Genomic DNA, 17,389 nt, shown 5'->3' with positions numbered 1-17,389 from the left:
ACCCGGTCTTTGGGCGCGGCCCGTTGGCAGGGCGACAGGGTGATGTCAGCTGAGGACTCGACACCCGTCGGCGTCACGGGCCAGTGCGGCCAAGGCCGCGTCGAAGAGACCCGGGCACAGGCACCCCGCGTGGGAAAAGCACGACCCGGCGCTGCCGTACACACGTCGCCGGCCGTGCGTACCAGCCGGCAGCCGTCACCAAGGCCGGCCCCGGCCAGGGCGAACAGGTCACGCCCGCTATCCGGAGTGCCGGCGCGCAGCCGGTGAAGGGGGGCTAACCAGGTGCGGGCGTGACACATGGACCTACCCGGTTTCGACCTCGTGGCCGGCCGAAGGCTCTTTCCACGGCATGACGAGTGTGGCCTGGCCCTGCGGGCCCCAGGCGACGCGCAGGTCGCGGTTGTCCGCGTGGGCCCGCCAGCCGTGCATGCCCGCGTCGTAGTCGGCCCAGACCAGCGCGGCCCGCACCCGGGCCGGGCGACGCGGGCTGACACTCTCATCCCAGTCCAGAACATCCAGGACCGCGCAGCCGCCGAGCACCGCCCAGCCCGCAGCGGCCACTTGGCGCGCCCACGTACGGCGGACCGACAGCTGGATGAGAGGCGGCCCGCCGTACTCGGCTTTGTACGTGAAGAACATGCCCGGTGTGTCGTCGGTGGTCCACGACTCCACCAAGGCCTTCGGTACTTCGGGCACGCGTGAGGAGTCGTGTCCGGTCCGTTCCCGCCCCGCCTTGAACGCCGGCTCCGGCGCCGGACGCTCCGCATAGCCCATCGTCTCGTGGTCACGGGCGAAGCCCGCGCGCACCGCCCCCACCACCGCCTCACCGATCCACTCCCGCGCCTCGCCCACCCGCATCGAATCCACCGCCACCTCTGCCGCCCAACCACTCCCGAGCTCCCGGTATCGCACACCGACACCCCGGCCCACCCGAAAACCACGCAACATCACCCACCCACAGGCCAATCCCGCCCCGCGGGACCCGGCCGACCGCTACACGGTGATGCGCAGGGCCCGGTCGGCGGCCTCCCCGGGCGCGGTCGGCGACATCACGACGGTGGCACTGGGCGCCGCGCCCGTCGCCGAAGGAACAAGTCCACTCGGCGCGTACCGGGATGCGACACCGAAGCCGTCCAGAGTTGTGGCGCAGGCGGCCGGGCCCGGGAACGAGGGGGTGCGTTCCGCGCGGGCCCGGCCGGTGGGAGGCCAGCAGCGCCTGCGGGAGGCGCGGCTGCTCTGCTCGGCGGCCCGGTGGGCGCTGTGGTGGGGCCGCCGTGCCGGGAATGCTAGACCCGCCTGTCAGCCGGTGGCCAGGGCTTTGACCTGCGCAATTTCGGCCGCGAACATGCCATCCGGCAGCGCACCAACGGCTGGCGAGCAAGGCCGTCGACGGGTCCGGGAAGCGGCGCGCGGATGCGGAGCACCGGTCCGCTGCCCGCTCGGGGGTTCGGACGCGGACCGGCCTGTACCAGTCTGTGCGAGCCCCCTGCCGCCTGCCGCCGGGGTTGCTCCCGACGGAGTCACCCGGGGGTGTCCCCGATCAGTAGTGGACCAGCTCCGCAGGGCGGGCATCGAGGGTGCGTTCCGCCGGGCCCCGCCGTCAACGGCCTTGTCCTCCCATCTTGTCCGGGAGCGGTTTCACTCCTCTTGCGCGTCGCCGATGGCCACCCGCAGGTCATGCATGCTCTGCTGGACCTCGATCACGGACACCTCCGCCCGCCCCAGGGCCTGCCGGACACCGTCGATGTCACCGGACTCGAAGTGAACCGCCCCGGGTTCGATAGAGATCTCAGGTTGTGGTTGTGACCTGCGGCTTTGTGGTGGTGAGGTAATAGTCGGTCTCGTACTCGGCTGGCGGAACGTGGCCTATCTCACCGTGGAGCCGGCGGTGGTTGTACCAGTCGATCCACTCGGCGGTGGCGAGTTCGACCTGCGAGAGGGTGCGCCAGGGTCGCCGGGGCTTGATCAGCTCGGTCTTGAACAGGCCGATCGTGGACTCCATGAGGGCGTTGTCGTAGGCGTCGCCGACGGATCCGATCGAGGCCGCGATGCCGGCGGCGTTCAGGTGTTCGGCGAGCCGGAAACTCGTGTACTGCGACCCGGCGTCCGAATGATGTATCAACTCGCCTCGCTGATGGGGGAATCCGTCACGATCACGCTGCCACAGCGCCATGTCCAGCGCATCCAGCACAAGCCGGGTCTCCTTGGAGGTCGCGGCCGACCAGCCGACGATGCGCCGGGAGAAGGTGTCCACGACGAAGGCGACGTAGACGACTCCGGCCCAGGTGGCGATGTGCGTGAAGTCGGCGGCCCAGCAGCGGTTCGGCGCGCCGGCGACGAAGTCGCGGTCGACCAGGTCCGGGGCGCGTTCGGCGCCCGGGTCCGCAATGGTGGTGATCACCTTCTTGCCGCGGACAGCACCGGTGATGCCGAGTTCGCGCATCAGGCGTTCGACGGTGCAGCGGGCCACCGCTCGGCCTTGCCGGCCCAGCTCCCTCCAGATTTTCCGAGCCCCGTAGACACGGTAGTTGGCGTTGTAGACCTTCTTGATGAGAGCCTTGAGCTCTTCGTCGCGTACGGTGCGGGCGGCCGGCGAGGCCAGACGCTTGCGGTGGGCGTAGTACGTGGAGGGGGCGATGTTGCAGTCGTGCTCGGTGAGCACGCGGCAGATCGGCTCGACGCCGCCGAAGCGGCCCCGGTGCTCGTCGATGAACGCTACGAGCGCAGGTGTGGCCGGTCGAGCTCGGCCGCGAAGAAACTCGCCGCGGCCTTGAGGATCTCGTTGGCGCGCTTGAGTTCGGCGATCTCCTTCTTCATGGCCTTGATCTGCGCGGACTCCTCCGTGGTCGTGCCCGGGCGCTGCCCGGAGTCGACCTGGTCGCGTCGCACCCAGTTGCGCAGGGTCTCGGCGGAGCCGATGCCCAGTTTCTCCGCGACGGCCCGCAGCGCGGCCGACTCGTTCGGGTAGTCACCGAGGACCTCGGCGACCATGCGCACCGCACGACGGCGCAGCTCAGGCGGGTAGGAGGAAGGACGCGCCATGACTCGAATCCTTACACGAAATCGAGTCTCCACCGAACCCGGGGCGGTTCACCCGTTCGATCGGCACCGCTCAAGATCGGAACGACAACAGCCACTGGGACCAGCCCGGTCCCGGCGATCACCGCTGAGTGGCATGATCAGCATCGTGGAGACTGATTCATCGCCCGATGAGGCTGGCGGGCCCGTTGATGAGGTCCTGCGTCGTGTGCGCCAGCAGGTCCCGGACCTGGTGATCGGGGGTGTGAGTTCCGCGGGCGCTCGGGTGTGCGTCACCGTCCGAATCGAGGGGAGTCTCGACCCCGTGGAGTTGGAGTACTGGGCCGAGGGGCGACCTCCGTTCACCACCGCGGATGAGTACTCGTCGATCGCGGCTGCCGACCCGACCGCCGCGGCCGAGGCTGTGCTGAGTCTCCTGCGTGCCTAGCGAGTCAGCGGGTTGAGTCGCGTGCCCATTCCTCGCGCGGTCGCAGCTTCGCCAGTACCTGTTGGGCTTCGTCGCGGACGCTGGCGTCGGGGTCTGCTGCCAGCTCGCGATACTGCTTGATCAGCCGGTCCGCGCCTTCAGTTGTCATCCATTCAGGGTTGCAGTCCAGGGCAGCACCGAGATGATCCACTGCGTCGTGGGTGCCCGCCTGGCTATAGGCCAGCAGGACATAGCGAAGGCCGATGGTGTCCTTGCGTTCGAGCAGAGCCTCTGCTGTTTCCTGGATGACCCAGGTGTTCCGGGCGTCCAAGAGAAGACGGTGAAGGACATCCGCAACTTCCTCGATCTTGTCCGAACTCGCGAGCTGCCGACCGGCCGCCCCGCGGACAGACCAGGCCAGCGAGTCGGCATTCTCAATCGCTGTGCCCAGTTCTTGATCACCGAGGGGTTCCATGCCCCCAGCCTGCCAGGGAACGTGTCGATGGAACAGGCGTCAGTCGACGGCGGAGGAGCGGTCGGACACCAGGTTCAGGCTGACGCCGATCTGGCAGTGGGCGTCTTCGCTTGGGATGGTGTGCAGGGTGCCGCGCATGTACCAGCCGCGGACGATGCTCCGTTCATCCTCGTATGCCGCACCGATGTCAGCGGCCGTGATGTCCCGCCCGCGTACTCGGATGCCGAGGTCGGCGGCCGTGGCGTCCTGAGCCTGGACCGCGAAGACCCGGCGGACGACCGCCTCGGCGGAGACTTCTCTCAGTCCCCCAGCCAGGGCCTGTGCGCGGGCCCGCAGCCCGCGGATACCTTCGCGATCGAGCATTGCCATGCCTCGTGGGAGCCCGTCTCGATCAGGAGGCGGCCGTGTGGAGGATGCTGGCAAGGTCGGCGGGCGCCGACAGCATCGGCCAGTGCCCGGTGGGCAGGTCGAAGCGCCGCCACGGCGCGTTGTTGAGGAAGGCCAGCATCGGCACCCCGGTGTCCAGCAGGCCCGTGAAGTCACGGCAGGCGATCAGGACACGGTCCACACCAGGGCCGGGCGCGGCGTGGTCGGCGAGGCGCTGGGTGTAGGTGCCGAACGGCTGAGGAGTGGCACGTGCGGTCAGCACGTCCCGCTGGTCCTCATCCAGTCCGTCGAGGCTGCTGGACAGGCTCAGGACCTCGAAGGGTGGCATCGGCAGCCGCCAGCCGTCGCCGTGGGCTGTGACCTGCTGGCCCAGCTGGTCCGCTGCCTCCGGTGGCATGAGGTCTAGCATGCGCATGCCCGCGGCGAACGGGGCGCTGTCCACGTAGACGACGCGCTCCAGCCGGTCGCTGAGGCGCCCGGCCGCGCCGGTGACGGGGGCGGCCGCGTAGCTGTGGGCGACCAGGGTGACCTTGCGCAGATCGTTCCTCTCGACGAACTCGGTGATGTCCGCGATGTGCGTGTCCAGGTCTGTCTGGGGCCCGCCCTCCTCCGCGCGCTCGGCCAGGCCGGTCAGCGTCAGCGCCAGCGCCGTGTGGCCGTGCTCCCCCAGAGCGCGGGCGGTGTCTTCCCAGGCCCACGCGCCGAGCCAGGCGCCGGGAACGAGTACGAAGTTGGCCATGTGATCTCCCTGAAATGAGGTGCTTCGGAAGCGTAGAGTCGATACAGGACAGAATCAGCCCTGAAATATCGAGTGATCCATGTCGCATCCCCTGACCCGTGTGCTGACCCTGCTGGAACTGCTCCAGTCGAACGCCGGGCTCACCGGAACCGAGCTGGCCGACCGGCTGGACACCGACGTCCGCACCATCCGCCGGTACATCGCCCACCTGCGCGACCTGGGCATCCCCGTGGAGGCCGAGCGCGGCCGCTACGGCGGCTACCGACTGGCCCGCGGCTACCGGATGCCACCTCTGGTTCTCACCAATGACGAGGCCCTCGCTGTCGTCCTCGGACTCCTCGCGGCCGAACGCCTCGGGATGGGTACGACCGTGCTTGCCGCCGTGGGCGCCCGGGCCAAGATCGAGAGAGTGCTTCCCGACGCCCTGCGGGAACCGCTCGCCGCCATGCGGGAAACCCTGTCCTTCACCGCGAACGCCGTGATCGCGCAGGCCCCCGGGAGCAACATCCTGCTGGCGCTCGCGCGCGCCTCCCGCGCCAGGACGACCGTCGGCATCAACTACCAGTCCCGGCGGCAGGACCAGACCGAGCGCGACATCGACCCCTACGGCGTGGTCTTCCATACCGGCCGCTGGTATCTCGTCGGCCACGACCACCTCCGCGACGACCTGCGGACATTCCGCATCGACCGAATCGCCTCCGTCACCCCCCGCACGAAGGCCTTCACCACCCCCGACGGCTTCGACGCCGTCGCCCACCTCACCTCAACCCTCGCTCAGGGGCCCTACCGCTGGCAGGTCGAAGTGACCATCCACGGCCCCCTCAACGAGATCGCTCGTAGGCTGGCGAACACCGCTGTCACACTCACCGCCCAACCCAGCGGCGTCCGGATGCAAGCCCGGGCAGAGAGCCTCGACGGCATGGCACACATGCTCGCCTCACTCGAATGGCCCTTCACCATCCACCGCCCCGACGAACTCCGGCCAGCCCTCAAGAATCTGGCCGAACAGCTCACAGCAGCAGCCGAATGTATGCCAGGAGAACTGTCGCGGTAAATGCCGGATTTATGGCGACAGGGCCTCTGATCAAGGCCAAGGGCGGCGCCTCCGAGTGGATCCACTGGCAGTCCGGCGCCGCCCAGCTGCTGCCCCGCCTGATCGCCGGCCGCACCGAGGAGCTGTTCCTCACTGAGCACCGGGCCCCGGCCGGCACCCTCAGCCTCGACGTCCGCCCGACCACCGGCCGGGCCCGACTGTCCTACCGTCGGGCGGCGGAGATCTTCGAGGAGGCCACGCGGCTGCTGGCCAACCCGCTCGCCCGACCCGAGCAGTGGGCCGACCTGCAAGGCTTCAGCCAGAGCGCGCTCACCCACGACGCGGAGGACGGCACCAGCACCCCGATGCTGCTGGCCCGTTCCCGGCACGCCTCCGTCCGGTCGCTGGCGCGGTACGCCCGTCCCGGCGTCGCCGCGGTCGCCCGGCACGTCGCCGCTCAGGACCCGGCCGCCCGCCGCCGAAGCTGGCCCTTACCTCGCCAAGATCATTTCATGGCGGCTTTTGGGCTCACCTTGGCCGGACCCCAAGGTCTTCTCGACTTCGGGGCGGCGCTCAGTCGTCTCGTCATCGGGGTCGGGGCGGTGTGCGTGCCGGTTCGCGCTTGGGCGTCGTCGAGGCTTCCAGTGTGCGGCGGATGACCGCCGAGCCGTGTTCGACGAACTCGGCGATCGGCGCGGCGAGAGTGTCGGGGAGGACGTCGATGTGCCACACGAATCTCGTCCGGCCTTCGGCTTCCGGAAGGGCCTGCATGGAGGCGTGGTGGTGGGACGGATGGAGGCTCCCACCGACGACGGTGTAGGCGACCCGCTTCGTCTCGTGATCGAGGTCGACGAGTCTTTCGAGGACGATCGTGCCGTCGGCGAACGTCACGGTGCGGGTGTCCGAGCTCAGGCGGGTGTCGATGACGAACCCCGGCGCAAGCCGCTCGTGCACCGCGCCGTAGTCGCTGAGCACAGCCCATACCGCTTCGGGAAGGGCGTCGATGACGAATTCCTTGTGGACGGAGGCCATTGGCGATCAACTCCCGGTCAGGCCGAAGTGAGGCAGAACAGGTGTCCTTCGGGGTCAGCCAGAACGGTCCACTGGTCCTCCCCGGGCTGGAACTCGGGCTTGGTCGCTCCCGCCGAGAGCAGTTCCTTGACCGTTGCCTCCGGGTCGGAGGCCTTGAAGTCGAGGTGGGCGTGCTTGGCGCTGTCGGGCCAGCCCGGCCCCCTGTAGCCGGCAACCCGCTGGAAGGCCAGCCGGATCGGGCCCTGGCCCAGGTAGACGAAGTCGTCGTCGGCCTGCGCGACGTCCCAGCCGGTGACCTTCCGGTAGAACTCGGCGAGGGCCCGGGGATCGGCACTGTCGATGGTGATCGCGGTGAGCTCCGCGTGGACGGCCATTGATGGCTCCCTTCGTGTCATCAGGTGACCTCAAGCATCCGGGGCGATGGCACCGACGGTCTTGAAGATCCTTGCGGGCCGTTCTGTCGTACCCGGCGCGTACTGTCCGGAGCATGCTGTCCGCGTCGACCCTTGCTGCCCGGCCTGAGTTCACCGTGGCGGCCGTTGGCTGCCGGTCGGACCACACCCGATGGTCGGAGCCGGAGGCCCGCGACGATCACCGCTTGGTGCTGGTACGACGTGGCAGGTTTCGGCGGTGGGCCGACGGAACCGATGCCGATCTGGACCCGACCATGGCGTACCTCGGCGTGCCGGGCGAGGAAGAGCGCTTCGCGCACCCGGCTGGGGGCGACGTCTGCACGTCGGTCAGCTTCAAGCCGTCCCTCCTGGGACGTCCGCTGGCTGCGGCGACGGTGTACGTGGATGCGCGCGTCGATCTCGCCCACCGTCGCCTGTTGGGCGCCACAGGAACCGACGACCTCGACTATGCGCTGACGGAGGAGCTGCTTCGCCTTGTCGCGGCGGCGGCCGGCGGGCTGCCCTTACGTCCGGTGTCGGCCGATCGGACTCTGGCCGCTGCGGCGCGTCAGGCGATCACCGAAGGGGCTTCGGAGGCCGCAGGACTCTGCTCACTGGCCGCGCTGTTGAAAGTGTCGCCCTACCGACTGAGCCGGGTGTTCTCGCGAGAGACGGGCGTCTCGCTGACCCGCTACCGCAACCGCGTGCGCGTCTCCCAGGCCATGGACCAACTCGCCGAGGGCGAAGCAAGTCTCGCCGACCTGGCCGCACGGCTTGGCTTCGCCGACCAGGCTCATCTGACCCGCACCGTCCGCGAGCACGTGGGACACACTCCCACCGTGTTGCGCCGACTGCTTGCCCCCGGTTCGCGTGCGTCGCGGGCGGCCAGGAGCCGATCGGATGTGCTGGTTCCGGACTGAAGTTGTCCTCGAGAAGATGCGCCGACACCCAGCGGTGGTGAGGGCGTCGATCTGGCGTTCCAGGTTCTGAGCACCGGTGGACACCCGCGCGTTACTAGATGACTGATGCCAAGGGCTCGGTGGCTTGCCTGACATGAAGGGAGAGAAGTCCACAGGACGCTACGGCAGCGGATCGGGGTCGGTGTCGGTGGAAAGGACGATCTTGCCGCGGGTGCGCCCCGACTCGCTGGTGGCGTGGGCTTCGGCGGCGTGCTCCAGGGGGTAGGTGCGGGCCAGGGACACTCGCAGCAGGTCCTGGTCGACGAGGGTGGCGAGGGTGGCCAGGTCCTCACCGGACGGGGTGAAGGAGAGCTCGACCAGCCCGAGGCCGAGCGTGTCGGCGCGTGCGCGCAGGGCGGTGCGGTCCGGGCCGGTGCCGCGCACGTCGACCAGGACGCCGCCGGCCCTGAGTACCTGAAGCGACCGCAGGCCGTAGTCGCCGCTGATCGGATCGATCACCGCGTCCACCCGGCTGCCGTCAGCGGCGAGCGCGGCGGCGAAGTCCGTCGCAGTGTAGTCGAGGACTTCGTCCGCCCCCAGCCCGCGCACGAAGGAGTGGTTGGCCTCGCGAGCGGTGCCGATGACGTAGGCACCGCGTGCCTTGGCCAGCTGGACTGCCAGATGGCCGACGCCGCCCGCCGCCGCGTGGACCAGCACCCGGCTGCTCTCTTCCACCGTGCCAGCGCGCTCCAGCGCCTGCCACGCCGTCAGCGCGGTCACCGGTAGCGCCGCCGCCTCGCGCAGGCCCGCGCGCCGGGGCGCGGCGGCCAGTAGGGACTCGGGGACGGCCGCGTACTGGGCGTAGGAGCCGCGCGGCGGGATCGTCACCCCGTAAACGCGGTCGCCCGGCTGGAATCGGATGGCGCCCGGGCCAGTCGTCTCGACGATCCCGGCCAGGTCAAGGCCGATCGAAAACGGCGGGGTCCCGAAGCGGCGCACCTGTCCGGAGCGGATGCGCCAGTCGGCGGGGTTGACCCCGGCGTACGCGATCTTGACCAGGACCTCGCCCGGGCCCGGTTCCGGCACCGGCACATGGGCCGCCTCCAACACCTGCGGCCCGCCGTATTCGCGGACGACAACCGCACGCATATCGCTGCCCATGGAATCCCCTTGGTGATCGACGCCGACGGGGACCGGGCCGCTCCCGATCGCCTCGCCATGGCGAACATCCTGGTCGCCGTGGGTATCGCTTGTGAAGTAGGTACCTGAAGGGTATTCAGGTACCTCATGGATACCGACTCGCACCGCAGCCACGCCGACCTACTCGCGACCTACCGCCGCAGCTGCCCCTCCCGCACAGTCATCGAGGTCCTCGCCAACAAGTGGTCCCTGTACGTCCTCGCCGCCCTGCGTCGCTCCCCCGGACCACTGCGATTCAGCCAGCTGCGTCGCCTGCTCGACGGCGTGACACAGAAGATGCTCACCCAGACCCTGCGCGCCCTCGAACGCGACGGCCTCGTCGCCCGCACCGTCTACCCCACCGTGCCCCCGCGCGTCGAGTACTCCCTCACTGATCTCGGACACGCCGCCGGCGAGCTCACCACCGCCATCGCCGACTGGGCCGTCGACCACGCCTCCCGCGTCCACGCCGCCCGCGCCGCATTCGACGCACGCCCCGAGGAGCCCAGTCCTCTCTAGACGCGATGCCAAGGGCTCGCTGGCGCGCACGACATGAAGGGTGAGTCCAAAGATTGGTTGTGACGCCTGACCTGGGCTCCCTCGGCTTTTTTCGCCCAGGAGCTCGACCCGACCCGGCGACGGTACTGAAGCTCATCGACGAGCACCAGGACCGCTTCGGGGCCGAGTCCGTCCTCCGGGACTGCACATCCCCGCCTCCACCTACTACCGCTGGCGCCGCGACCTCATCGAGCCGTGCTCGCGCAAGCGCCACGACGCCGAGCTCACCGAGCACATCCGCCGCATCCACGCCGACTCGGATGCCACCTACGGCTCCCCGCAACGAACGTCGCTCAGGATGTCGACTTCCTGGCGTCCTGGGCGCAGGAGGAGCCCGACGGGCAAGTCCTCGCCGCCGTCCTGGACATCTACACCGGTCACGGGCATTCGGAGCAGGAGGCCATCGGCCTGCGGTACGTCAGCCATCCGGATCCGACCGTACGCAGCGAGGCCGTGTTCTGCGTGAGCCGGGAGCAGGCCGCTCGCAGCGACGCGGCCGCATCGGCGCTGCTCGGCCTCGTCCACGATCCCGAGCCCAAGGTCCGGGCCTCCGTCGCCCAGGCGTTCGGCCGGCGGTTCACTCCCGACAGACAACTCGAGCCGGCGGTCCGGGACGCCCTGCTCGTGCTGATGCGCGATGACACCCTCTGGGTGCGGCGCCGCGCCGCAGAGTCTCTCTCCGGCTATGACGACCGGAGCGCCCCCGTCCTGGACGCCTTCCTGACGCTCCTCGACGAGGAGGACAAGGATCTGCGCCTGGAGGCGGCCTGGGCACTGGCCCGCCGCGACCACCCGCGGACCGAGGAGGCGTACGAGCGGGTCGGACCGCTTGACGCGTTCTCGGAGCACGACCACCGGACCTCCGGCCTCTGGCGTTACCGCGCGAGCAATCGGAGCGACCAGGCATGACAAGTCGCCGCCGTGCATGTCTTCGGCGCGGTCGGGGATTCCGCAGTTCACCGCGACGTGATCAATGCGCTGGTCGATCGCTACCTTGGCAGCTTCGCGGTGCGCCCCGGGTAGGCGGCGCCGACGTACCGCATGGCGGTCGCGTCGGTGATCCCGAAGAGCCTCATGAGCTTGAGGGGGTCACCGGTGGCGAAGGCTTCGTCGAGGATCCGGCCCGACGGGGCCCTGGGGCGTCCGGCGTTCGCCGGGCGCTCACCATCACCACGGCTCCGCAGGGCGCAGGCCGGGGAAAGGGATGGACAGAAGGGGTTGTCGGATTTACCGGCCGGCCGAAAGGGGCTGATAACCTTCGGGAACACGCGGAGCCAGCTGAGAGCAGCGGGGTACCTAATCCGTTGATAACGGAAGCTGCGGAAGGCCTGAGCCCGACCGACTGTTGAGCAACCCCGGTAACTGCCGGGGACCGCCGTGGGTCGGCTGGTCGACGCGGACGGCTCTGATGCGCCGGAGGAGGTGGTGCAGCGCGGAGCGGTAGAACGCTCCGTAGTACTGCAACCAGCCCCGCACCATCGGGTTGATGTGACGGGCGAGGTCGACAAAGGTGAGGTTGATCCGCCGGTGGAGCCGCCAGGAGCGGACCTCCGCACTGATCTTCTTCAGGGCGTCCTTGCTGATCGCGGGCAGGAAGCTGGTGAAGTTCACGCCCTTCCTATTCCGCGCCTCGCGGGCTCGGAACGTGAACCCCAGGAAGGTGAACGACGTGTGCTCGTACGAGCCCCGCCGGTTCCCGTCCTTGCAGTACACGATCCGGGTCTTGTCGGGGTGCAGTCGCAGCCCGACTTCCTCCATCCTGTTCGCGAGCGCAGCCAGCACGTGGCGGGCCTGGCCCTCGCTGGCGCAGTGCACGACCGCGTCATCCGCATACCGTTCGAACTGGATGCCCGGGTAGTTACGGGCGAGCCAGGTGTCGAACGCGTAGTGCATGAACAGGTTCGCCAGCACGGGCGAGACCGCTGACCCTTGCGGGCTGCCCCGGTCTCGCTTCTGCAAGGTGCCGTCGGGCAGTTGAAGCGGAGCACGGAGCCACCGCTCAACGTACAACTTCACCCAGACGGCGTCGGTGTGAGCCTCCACGGCCTTGACGATGAGGTCCCAGCGGACGCTGTCGAAGAACTTCTGGACGTCGAGGTCGATCACCCAGTCCTTCTCCCAGCAGCGTCGCCGGCATCGTTCCACCGCGTCGAGCGCGGACCGGTTCGGCCGATATCCATAGGAGTCTTCGTGGAATACAGGCTCCACTCGGACTCCCAGATGATTGGCCACAACGGTCTGCGCCACCCGGTCGGCGACAGTGGGAATGCCAATCTCGTGCCGCCGCCGTGCTGCTTCGGAATCTCCACCGCACGCACCGGAGGCGGAAAGTAGGTCCCCGACGACATGCGGTTCCAGATCTTGTACAGGTTTCCCTGGAGATCCTTCTCGAAGTCGTCGATGGACTGCCCGTCCACGCCCGATGCTCCCTTGTTCCTCTTAACCTGCCGGTACGCCTCCAGAACTTCCCACTTCGAAATCTCAAACGACTTATCTGGCGACTTCAGCTTGTCCATCGGCTCCTCCCGGAGAACGTCCGGTTGACCAGACACACACAGCCACGGATGACCCGACCCCTTCGCTCCACCCCCGTTACAGAGGCTTCTGCACTACTACGAGCCGGTCCGCCAGCACCCTTCGCGACGGTACTCAGCCCCTTGCGGTTCAGCCGCTTGGGGAGCTCCCTCTCGCCTCCCTCCCGGGCGGCAGTGTCGAAGCGTGCCTTCCCACGTTCCGTGCAAGACCAGCAGACCAGGCTCGCGCCGCCTCCGTGCCGGACACCGCCTGGCCATTAGACGGGCACCCGCCAGACTTATCCCGGACTCCAACCCGTGCGTCCGGTTTCGATGTCACTTAATGCAGTAACGGCACTTCATCAGCGGTTCACTTGCGTTCGCCTTCCTGATCCCCACCTGACGCCTGCAAGGCGCCTTTTCCACATCGCTCACCACGATCGCGTCACCGCTCTCGCAGCATGCGGCGGTTTGGAGCCTCCCCCCGCAGGGCGACTCCGAAGGGCCAAACCTTCATCTCTTGCACAGCATTGCTTCCAGAACTTCCTACATGCAGTTCTTTTCGCATTCGTGGCACACGGGTCGTCGGCATTTCCGGCCTGCCCCAAATGGCACCTGACATGCGGTGATGCCGTGCCGGGCCCGGGGGCTCCAGCCCATCACGGGCCGGCTCAAGCTTCCCCGACAGCCCAGCAAGCTCGGTCTGCAGCTCTTCCGCCCAAGCCCGAGCGGCAGCCTCCCGGGCTTCCAACTCCTCGAACACGAGCCCATCTGCTATCCCTCCTCCACCGCCAAGGTAGAGACGAGCAGCCCCGAACACAGCCCCGCTCAACGTTCTCCCAGCTCGGTGGTTCCCTGGCGTGGTGACCCGCATGGGCGGCGAGGCGGGCGGGGGCCCGGTGGAGGGTAGTGGTGCGGGGTCGGTGGTGCGGGTTCGGGTGGCTGGCGGGCGCCGGGACCACCGCGTGGTCCGTGCTGTCCGGCCCGGCCGCCGGTGGGGCTGCGGGCCCTGTGCGGGGTGCACGACGGCCCGGGCGAGCCCACGCGCTACTCAGCCACTCTGTCCCAATGCCTTGCGGGCTGCGGTCAGTTGCTGCTGCTCGGCGGTGCGGTCGCGGTCGAGTTCGGACTGGTGCGCATGGATCTGCTGCTGCTGGTAGGCGGCGTCCACCGCGTACCAGGTGCCGATCAGGTTGGTCTGCTGCTTGCAGGCGATGTCGGCCTGGGCGGTGGCGATCTCCTGCTGGCCGGCGGTGGAAGTTCCCTGCCAGTGCGGGTCGTTGTAGGCGTCGATCGGTGAGGCGTAGGTGTAGCCGGCGTTCTTCATGCAGGCGGACCAGGCGGTGAAGGCTGCCTTGACCCGGTCGTCGTCGGCGGCTTTCGTGTAGCTGCGGGAGTTGATCTGCTCGCCGATCGGTGAGGAACCGAAGGTCGCGCCGCCGGTGAGTCGGGTCTGGGCGTCCTGGTGGCAGCTGAACACGGTGGTGCGTTGAGCGGTCGGCAAGGAGGACAGGTTGTCGGTCGGCACGTTGTTCCCGTCCGGCGCGGGCGGGTTGTGGTAGCCGTACTTGGCGGCGGCGGCCGGGTCGGCCGGTCCGTAGCGGCGCGGCACCTCGCTGCCGCTGCGCAGGCCGGTGAGGGCGGCCGGTGTCGGGAACGTGATGCCGTGGTGCTGAATGCAGTCGGCGGCCAGCACCCAGGTGGCGTGGGTCAGCTCGGCGTTCTCGGCCGGGGTGAGCACGTACTGCTCGATCGGCAGGCGCAGGGTGCTCAGGTCGGTCGGGGCGGCGGACGGGACGGCCGCACTGGGCGTTGCCGAGATGTCCGCCAGGGTCGGGGCGGCGGCCGCGGGGTAGGAGGAGGCCACCGGGTGGTTGGGACCCGCGCAGCCGGTCAGCAGCGCGCCGAGCGCCGTGACGACGAGCGCGGCGGATCCGGTGGTGGCCACTCGGTGTGGGGAGCGCGGCACGGCAGTTGGGGTCCTTCCTGGGGCAGGGGCGTGGCTGCCGGGTCGGCCGCGGTTGCGGGAGCGGCCGGCCCGGCGAGATCGGTGCATGGCCGACGGCCACCAGCCGTCAGCCGGCGACGATCACGAGTAGGGGGTGGTCGAGTACGAGGCCTCGTTGTTGCGGGTGACCTGCAGGTTGCCGCCGTGGCCGGGGTAGACCAGGTCGTAGGCGCCCCATCCGTAGGCCTTACTGTTGACATACACGTAGATGTCCTGGGAGCCGGTGTTCACAATCCAGGCCGCGGCATTCTTGACGGGCAGGCCGTCACCGCTCCACTGGTAGGAGTTATTGAACGCGCCGCGGCCGAATTGCCAGCCGGCCAGGTCGGTCACCTCGGGGTAGTTCGACCTGAACCAGGCGCCGTTGCCGCTGCCGTAGTACGACATGCAGACTCGGTAGGTGCAAAGGCCCTGGTCTCCTTCACCCGTGATGACGTCGGCACTGGCCGGGGTGGCGAGGGCCACGGTGCCGGCGGCGAGGCCGACCGTGGCGGAGAGGAGCGCGATCTTGCTGCGCAGAACGGACATGGTGGTGCCTTTCCGATGATCCGATGAGGGTGAAGCCCTGGAAGTCCAGGAGGAGGGGAGGTGACGACGCGTCTGCTGCCGGGGGGCGTCACGGGCAGACGCGTCATGAACCTCGAAGCGCTGGAAGGGTCTCCTGACAGCGCGAGCGTCACAACGAGGGCGCCCGACCCCCTCACACCGAAGCCGAACGGATCGGCCTGCGGCGCTACCCCCGAGTAACGGCGGCCCGGCGCATGATCACACTCTGGGGCTTGATCACCGGATGGCGCAAGCGAGCATCCGTGGACCGCATCTCGTAGCAGCGCTTAGATCTTGAACCTCGAACACCTGCGCTCACTATGCGCTGTGGCGACGCCCGGATCGGTCGTGGGCGATGCACACGCCTCCTGCACGCCACCACCTTGACGGTCTCACGGCAGCTGGCCGAACCTCATACATCGGCACCGACCGCAAGGCCGGGATCCGCATGCGTGGCGGGATCAGCGCCCGCCGGAAGGCCCGCGTACCGTCTACCGCATCGCGAAGACCGAAGGGCTGGCGGCCGCCATCGCCCTGGAGCGCTGGCCCGCCCGGGCCGACGGCTGCCGTTCGTCTCGGGCGTGCTCCTGGTCCTCGCGCATGTCCGCTCCCCGTCGTTGCCTTGGCCTTGGCACGGTCGACTTTGCTGCGGCATGAGCGGGAGCAGTAGAGGCGCGGCCTGGTGCGGGCCGCCGGGACCGGGTTCGGACAGTCGGGCCGGGCGCATACTCGGACCTGGTCCACCCCGTCGGCCGGTTGGTCGGTGGCGTTCGCGGGGCGCTGTCCATTCTGGGATCGTAGCCGTCAAAGTGCCAGGTAATGCGGGCGTCAATGCGCTCGCCGGGCTCGCCACCGATCCGGAGCAGTCACACCTTGGGGTGCCGAGTTGCCGCCGACCGCGGCGACGGCGTACAAAAGCGACAAAAGGGCCTCCTTGTGGCTTTTGGTCTCGACAACCTCCAAGCTGCACAGGGGCCCTGTCTTCATGCGGCGACAACGTCGAGATCACCCGAATAAGGAAAACACGAACACTCGCGCTAATCCCAAGCCTCATGTGGGGTTTACGGATCGCTTCTAGTACTCCAGTGAGAGTTCTCCGTATGTCCTGGTCAGCGGTTTGGTGGCGGCGAGTGTAGCGGGGCTGCTGGGTGGGTGGGGCGGCTTTGACGTGGATGTCCCACCCACGGGTGGCCGCGCCGCATGTAGTGACAGCGGCGGGCGTGTGCTTGGTGTCGGCGCCGCCACCGAGACCAGGTCACTGCGAGGCTGCGGTCCGGAGGACGGTGGTGAGGTCCAGTTGCCAGCAGACGGCGAATCTCGGCCGGCGTGAGGTCCACGAGGCCGGGCGCGTCGCGATCGCCTCCCCCTTTTCGCGTTCCTGGGCGGCCATGGCAGCCAGGAACATGTGGGCGAGCATGGCGAGCGTGATGTGTCGGTACCAGCCCACGAAACGGCGTACTTCGTACTGGTCCAGGCCACACTCGTTCTTGGCGCTCTGGAAGCACTCCTCGATCTTCCAACAGCAGCCGGCGACACGGACCAGGTCCGCGACGGTGGCCTCCAGCGGCGCGCACGCGAGGTAGTAGGCAATCTCGTCGGGTCTGGTGATGCTGCGGCGGGCCAGCATCCAACGCTGGCGGGTTCGTCGCCGTCGAACTCCCAGATGGCGGGCAGGCGGGCGGCGGCCCAGTCGTAGAAGCGCTCGCCCTTCGCGCCGACCCCGGCGGACAGCCGCTGCCAGGCCTCGGGCGGGGACTGGCGGAAGAGGTGGTCAATGCGAGGGCCGTGGACCTGCTGGGACTTGGGTACTGCCACCACGTAGGAGAGTTGGGCGTCTTCAAGGAATCGGCGGAAGTGGGAGTCCTGGCCGTAGGCGGAGTCGGCTGTGACCCAGGCGATGGGCAGAGGCGATGCCAGCGCGCGTGTGATCATGGTGCGGGCCAGGTCGCCCTTCGTCGCGAAGACGCGCTCGTCGGGGATCCGGGCGGCGCGGCATCGTTCGCGGTCGTCGGTCCAGGACTTGGGCAGGTAGAGCTCGCGGTCGACCAGCGCGTGGCCGCGGTTGGTGGCGTAGACGGCGAAGACGCCGATCTGGCAATTCTCGGTGCGGCCGGCGGTTCCGGAGTACTGGCGCTGGACTCCGGCGGAGGTGGTGCCTTTCTTTACGAGTTGGGTTGGGGACG

Annotated in this window: 17 protein-coding genes and 1 pseudogene; 6 read left to right on the top strand and 12 right to left on the bottom strand. The window is 68.8% G+C overall.

Annotated features, from left to right (window positions below; translation table 11 throughout):
- Positions 1 to 303 precede the first annotated feature (303 nt).
- Both HS99_RS04750 and HS99_RS04745 read right to left on the bottom strand, forming a co-directional pair.
- Positions 304 to 867: a hypothetical protein gene (locus tag HS99_RS04750; RefSeq protein ID WP_141763664.1), complete on the bottom strand. Its 564-nt coding sequence runs from the start codon at positions 865 to 867 to the stop codon at positions 304 to 306.
- A gap of 922 nt (positions 868 to 1,789) precedes the next feature.
- A protein-coding gene (locus tag HS99_RS04745) for an IS3 family transposase (protein ID WP_370863221.1) occupies positions 1,790 to 3,042 on the bottom strand; the annotation gives its coding sequence in 2 pieces (ribosomal slippage) (positions 1,790 to 2,760 and positions 2,760 to 3,042; 1,254 coding nt in all).
- Between the two features lie 133 nt (positions 3,043 to 3,175).
- Here HS99_RS04745 and HS99_RS04735 point away from each other — a divergent pair.
- On the top strand, positions 3,176 to 3,466 hold the full coding sequence (locus HS99_RS04735; protein WP_030557151.1) for a hypothetical protein: 291 nt from the start codon (positions 3,176 to 3,178) through the stop codon (positions 3,464 to 3,466).
- Positions 3,467 to 3,470: 4 nt separating this feature from the next.
- Here HS99_RS04735 and HS99_RS42270 read toward each other — a convergent pair whose 3' ends face one another.
- From HS99_RS42270 to HS99_RS04720, 3 genes are read right to left on the bottom strand one after another with little or no spacing between them, the layout of a single operon-like run.
- Positions 3,471 to 3,920, bottom strand: a complete 450-nt coding sequence (locus HS99_RS42270) for a hypothetical protein (RefSeq protein ID WP_030557149.1) — start codon at positions 3,918 to 3,920, stop codon at positions 3,471 to 3,473.
- A 39-nt stretch (positions 3,921 to 3,959) separates the two neighbouring features.
- The gene (locus HS99_RS42265) at positions 3,960 to 4,289 is read right to left on the bottom strand and encodes a DNA glycosylase AlkZ-like family protein (protein ID WP_232543309.1); all 330 of its coding nucleotides are present in this window, start codon (positions 4,287 to 4,289) and stop codon (positions 3,960 to 3,962) included.
- A 22-nt stretch (positions 4,290 to 4,311) separates the two neighbouring features.
- Entirely contained in the window at positions 4,312 to 5,046 is a 735-nt protein-coding gene (locus HS99_RS04720) for an alpha/beta fold hydrolase (RefSeq protein WP_030557145.1), read from the bottom strand.
- 79 nt (positions 5,047 to 5,125) lie between these two features.
- On the opposite strand from HS99_RS04720, the gene HS99_RS04715 reads away from it, so the two are divergent.
- The gene (locus HS99_RS04715) at positions 5,126 to 6,100 is read left to right on the top strand and encodes a helix-turn-helix transcriptional regulator (protein WP_030557143.1); all 975 of its coding nucleotides are present in this window, start codon (positions 5,126 to 5,128) and stop codon (positions 6,098 to 6,100) included.
- Between the two features lie 11 nt (positions 6,101 to 6,111).
- A complete protein-coding gene (locus HS99_RS46275; protein WP_232543310.1) occupies positions 6,112 to 6,738 on the top strand; it encodes a hypothetical protein in 627 nt (208 codons plus the stop codon).
- Here HS99_RS46275 and HS99_RS04705 read toward each other — a convergent pair.
- Positions 6,665 to 7,111: an SRPBCC family protein gene (locus tag HS99_RS04705; RefSeq protein WP_046386386.1), complete on the bottom strand. Its 447-nt coding sequence runs from the start codon at positions 7,109 to 7,111 to the stop codon at positions 6,665 to 6,667. The genes HS99_RS46275 and HS99_RS04705 overlap by 74 nt on opposite strands.
- A 17-nt stretch (positions 7,112 to 7,128) precedes the next feature.
- A complete protein-coding gene (locus HS99_RS04700; protein WP_030557138.1) occupies positions 7,129 to 7,485 on the bottom strand; it encodes a VOC family protein in 357 nt (118 codons plus the stop codon).
- Between the two features lie 113 nt (positions 7,486 to 7,598).
- On the opposite strand from HS99_RS04700, the gene HS99_RS04695 reads away from it, so the two are divergent.
- A complete protein-coding gene (locus HS99_RS04695) occupies positions 7,599 to 8,423 on the top strand; it encodes a helix-turn-helix domain-containing protein (protein WP_030557137.1) in 825 nt (274 codons plus the stop codon).
- A 159-nt stretch (positions 8,424 to 8,582) separates the two neighbouring features.
- Here HS99_RS04695 and HS99_RS04690 read toward each other — a convergent pair whose 3' ends face one another.
- A complete protein-coding gene (locus HS99_RS04690) occupies positions 8,583 to 9,563 on the bottom strand; it encodes an NADP-dependent oxidoreductase (RefSeq protein ID WP_030557136.1) in 981 nt (326 codons plus the stop codon).
- 126 nt (positions 9,564 to 9,689) lie between these two features.
- Here HS99_RS04690 and HS99_RS04685 point away from each other — a divergent pair, with 126 nt between their 5' ends.
- Both HS99_RS04685 and HS99_RS47650 read left to right on the top strand, forming a co-directional pair.
- Entirely contained in the window at positions 9,690 to 10,100 is a 411-nt protein-coding gene (locus HS99_RS04685; protein ID WP_030557134.1) for a winged helix-turn-helix transcriptional regulator, read from the top strand.
- 234 nt (positions 10,101 to 10,334) lie between these two features.
- The gene (locus HS99_RS47650; protein WP_267885589.1) at positions 10,335 to 11,048 is read left to right on the top strand and encodes a HEAT repeat domain-containing protein; all 714 of its coding nucleotides are present in this window, start codon (positions 10,335 to 10,337) and stop codon (positions 11,046 to 11,048) included.
- 387 nt (positions 11,049 to 11,435) lie between these two features.
- Here the strand turns inward: HS99_RS47650 and HS99_RS04670 are convergent, their stop codons facing one another.
- From HS99_RS04670 to HS99_RS48675, 4 genes and pseudogenes are all read right to left on the bottom strand, one after another.
- Positions 11,436 to 12,371: a reverse transcriptase domain-containing protein gene (locus HS99_RS04670; protein ID WP_232543314.1), complete on the bottom strand. Its 936-nt coding sequence runs from the start codon at positions 12,369 to 12,371 to the stop codon at positions 11,436 to 11,438.
- Between the two features lie 1,332 nt (positions 12,372 to 13,703).
- Positions 13,704 to 14,600 carry a hypothetical protein gene (locus HS99_RS04665; RefSeq protein WP_030557131.1) on the bottom strand — a complete coding sequence of 299 codons (897 nt, stop codon included), beginning with the start codon at positions 14,598 to 14,600 and terminating at the stop codon, positions 13,704 to 13,706.
- Positions 14,601 to 14,741: 141 nt separating this feature from the next.
- Complete coding sequence (locus HS99_RS04660) at positions 14,742 to 15,188, bottom strand: hypothetical protein (protein ID WP_030557129.1); 447 nt, start codon at positions 15,186 to 15,188, stop codon at positions 14,742 to 14,744.
- Positions 15,189 to 16,461: 1,273 nt separating this feature from the next.
- A pseudogene (locus HS99_RS48675) lies at positions 16,462 to 17,381 on the bottom strand (IS701 family transposase); the annotation flags it as partial.
- Positions 17,382 to 17,389: the final 8 nt, after the last annotated feature.

Origin of the sequence: Kitasatospora aureofaciens, assembly GCF_001188955.3 — a bacterium.
Taxonomy (GTDB): Bacteria; Actinomycetota; Actinomycetes; order Streptomycetales; family Streptomycetaceae; genus Kitasatospora; species Kitasatospora aureofaciens.
Note: the sequence above shows the minus strand (reverse complement) of the source record. Positions and strands in the feature narration are given on the sequence as shown.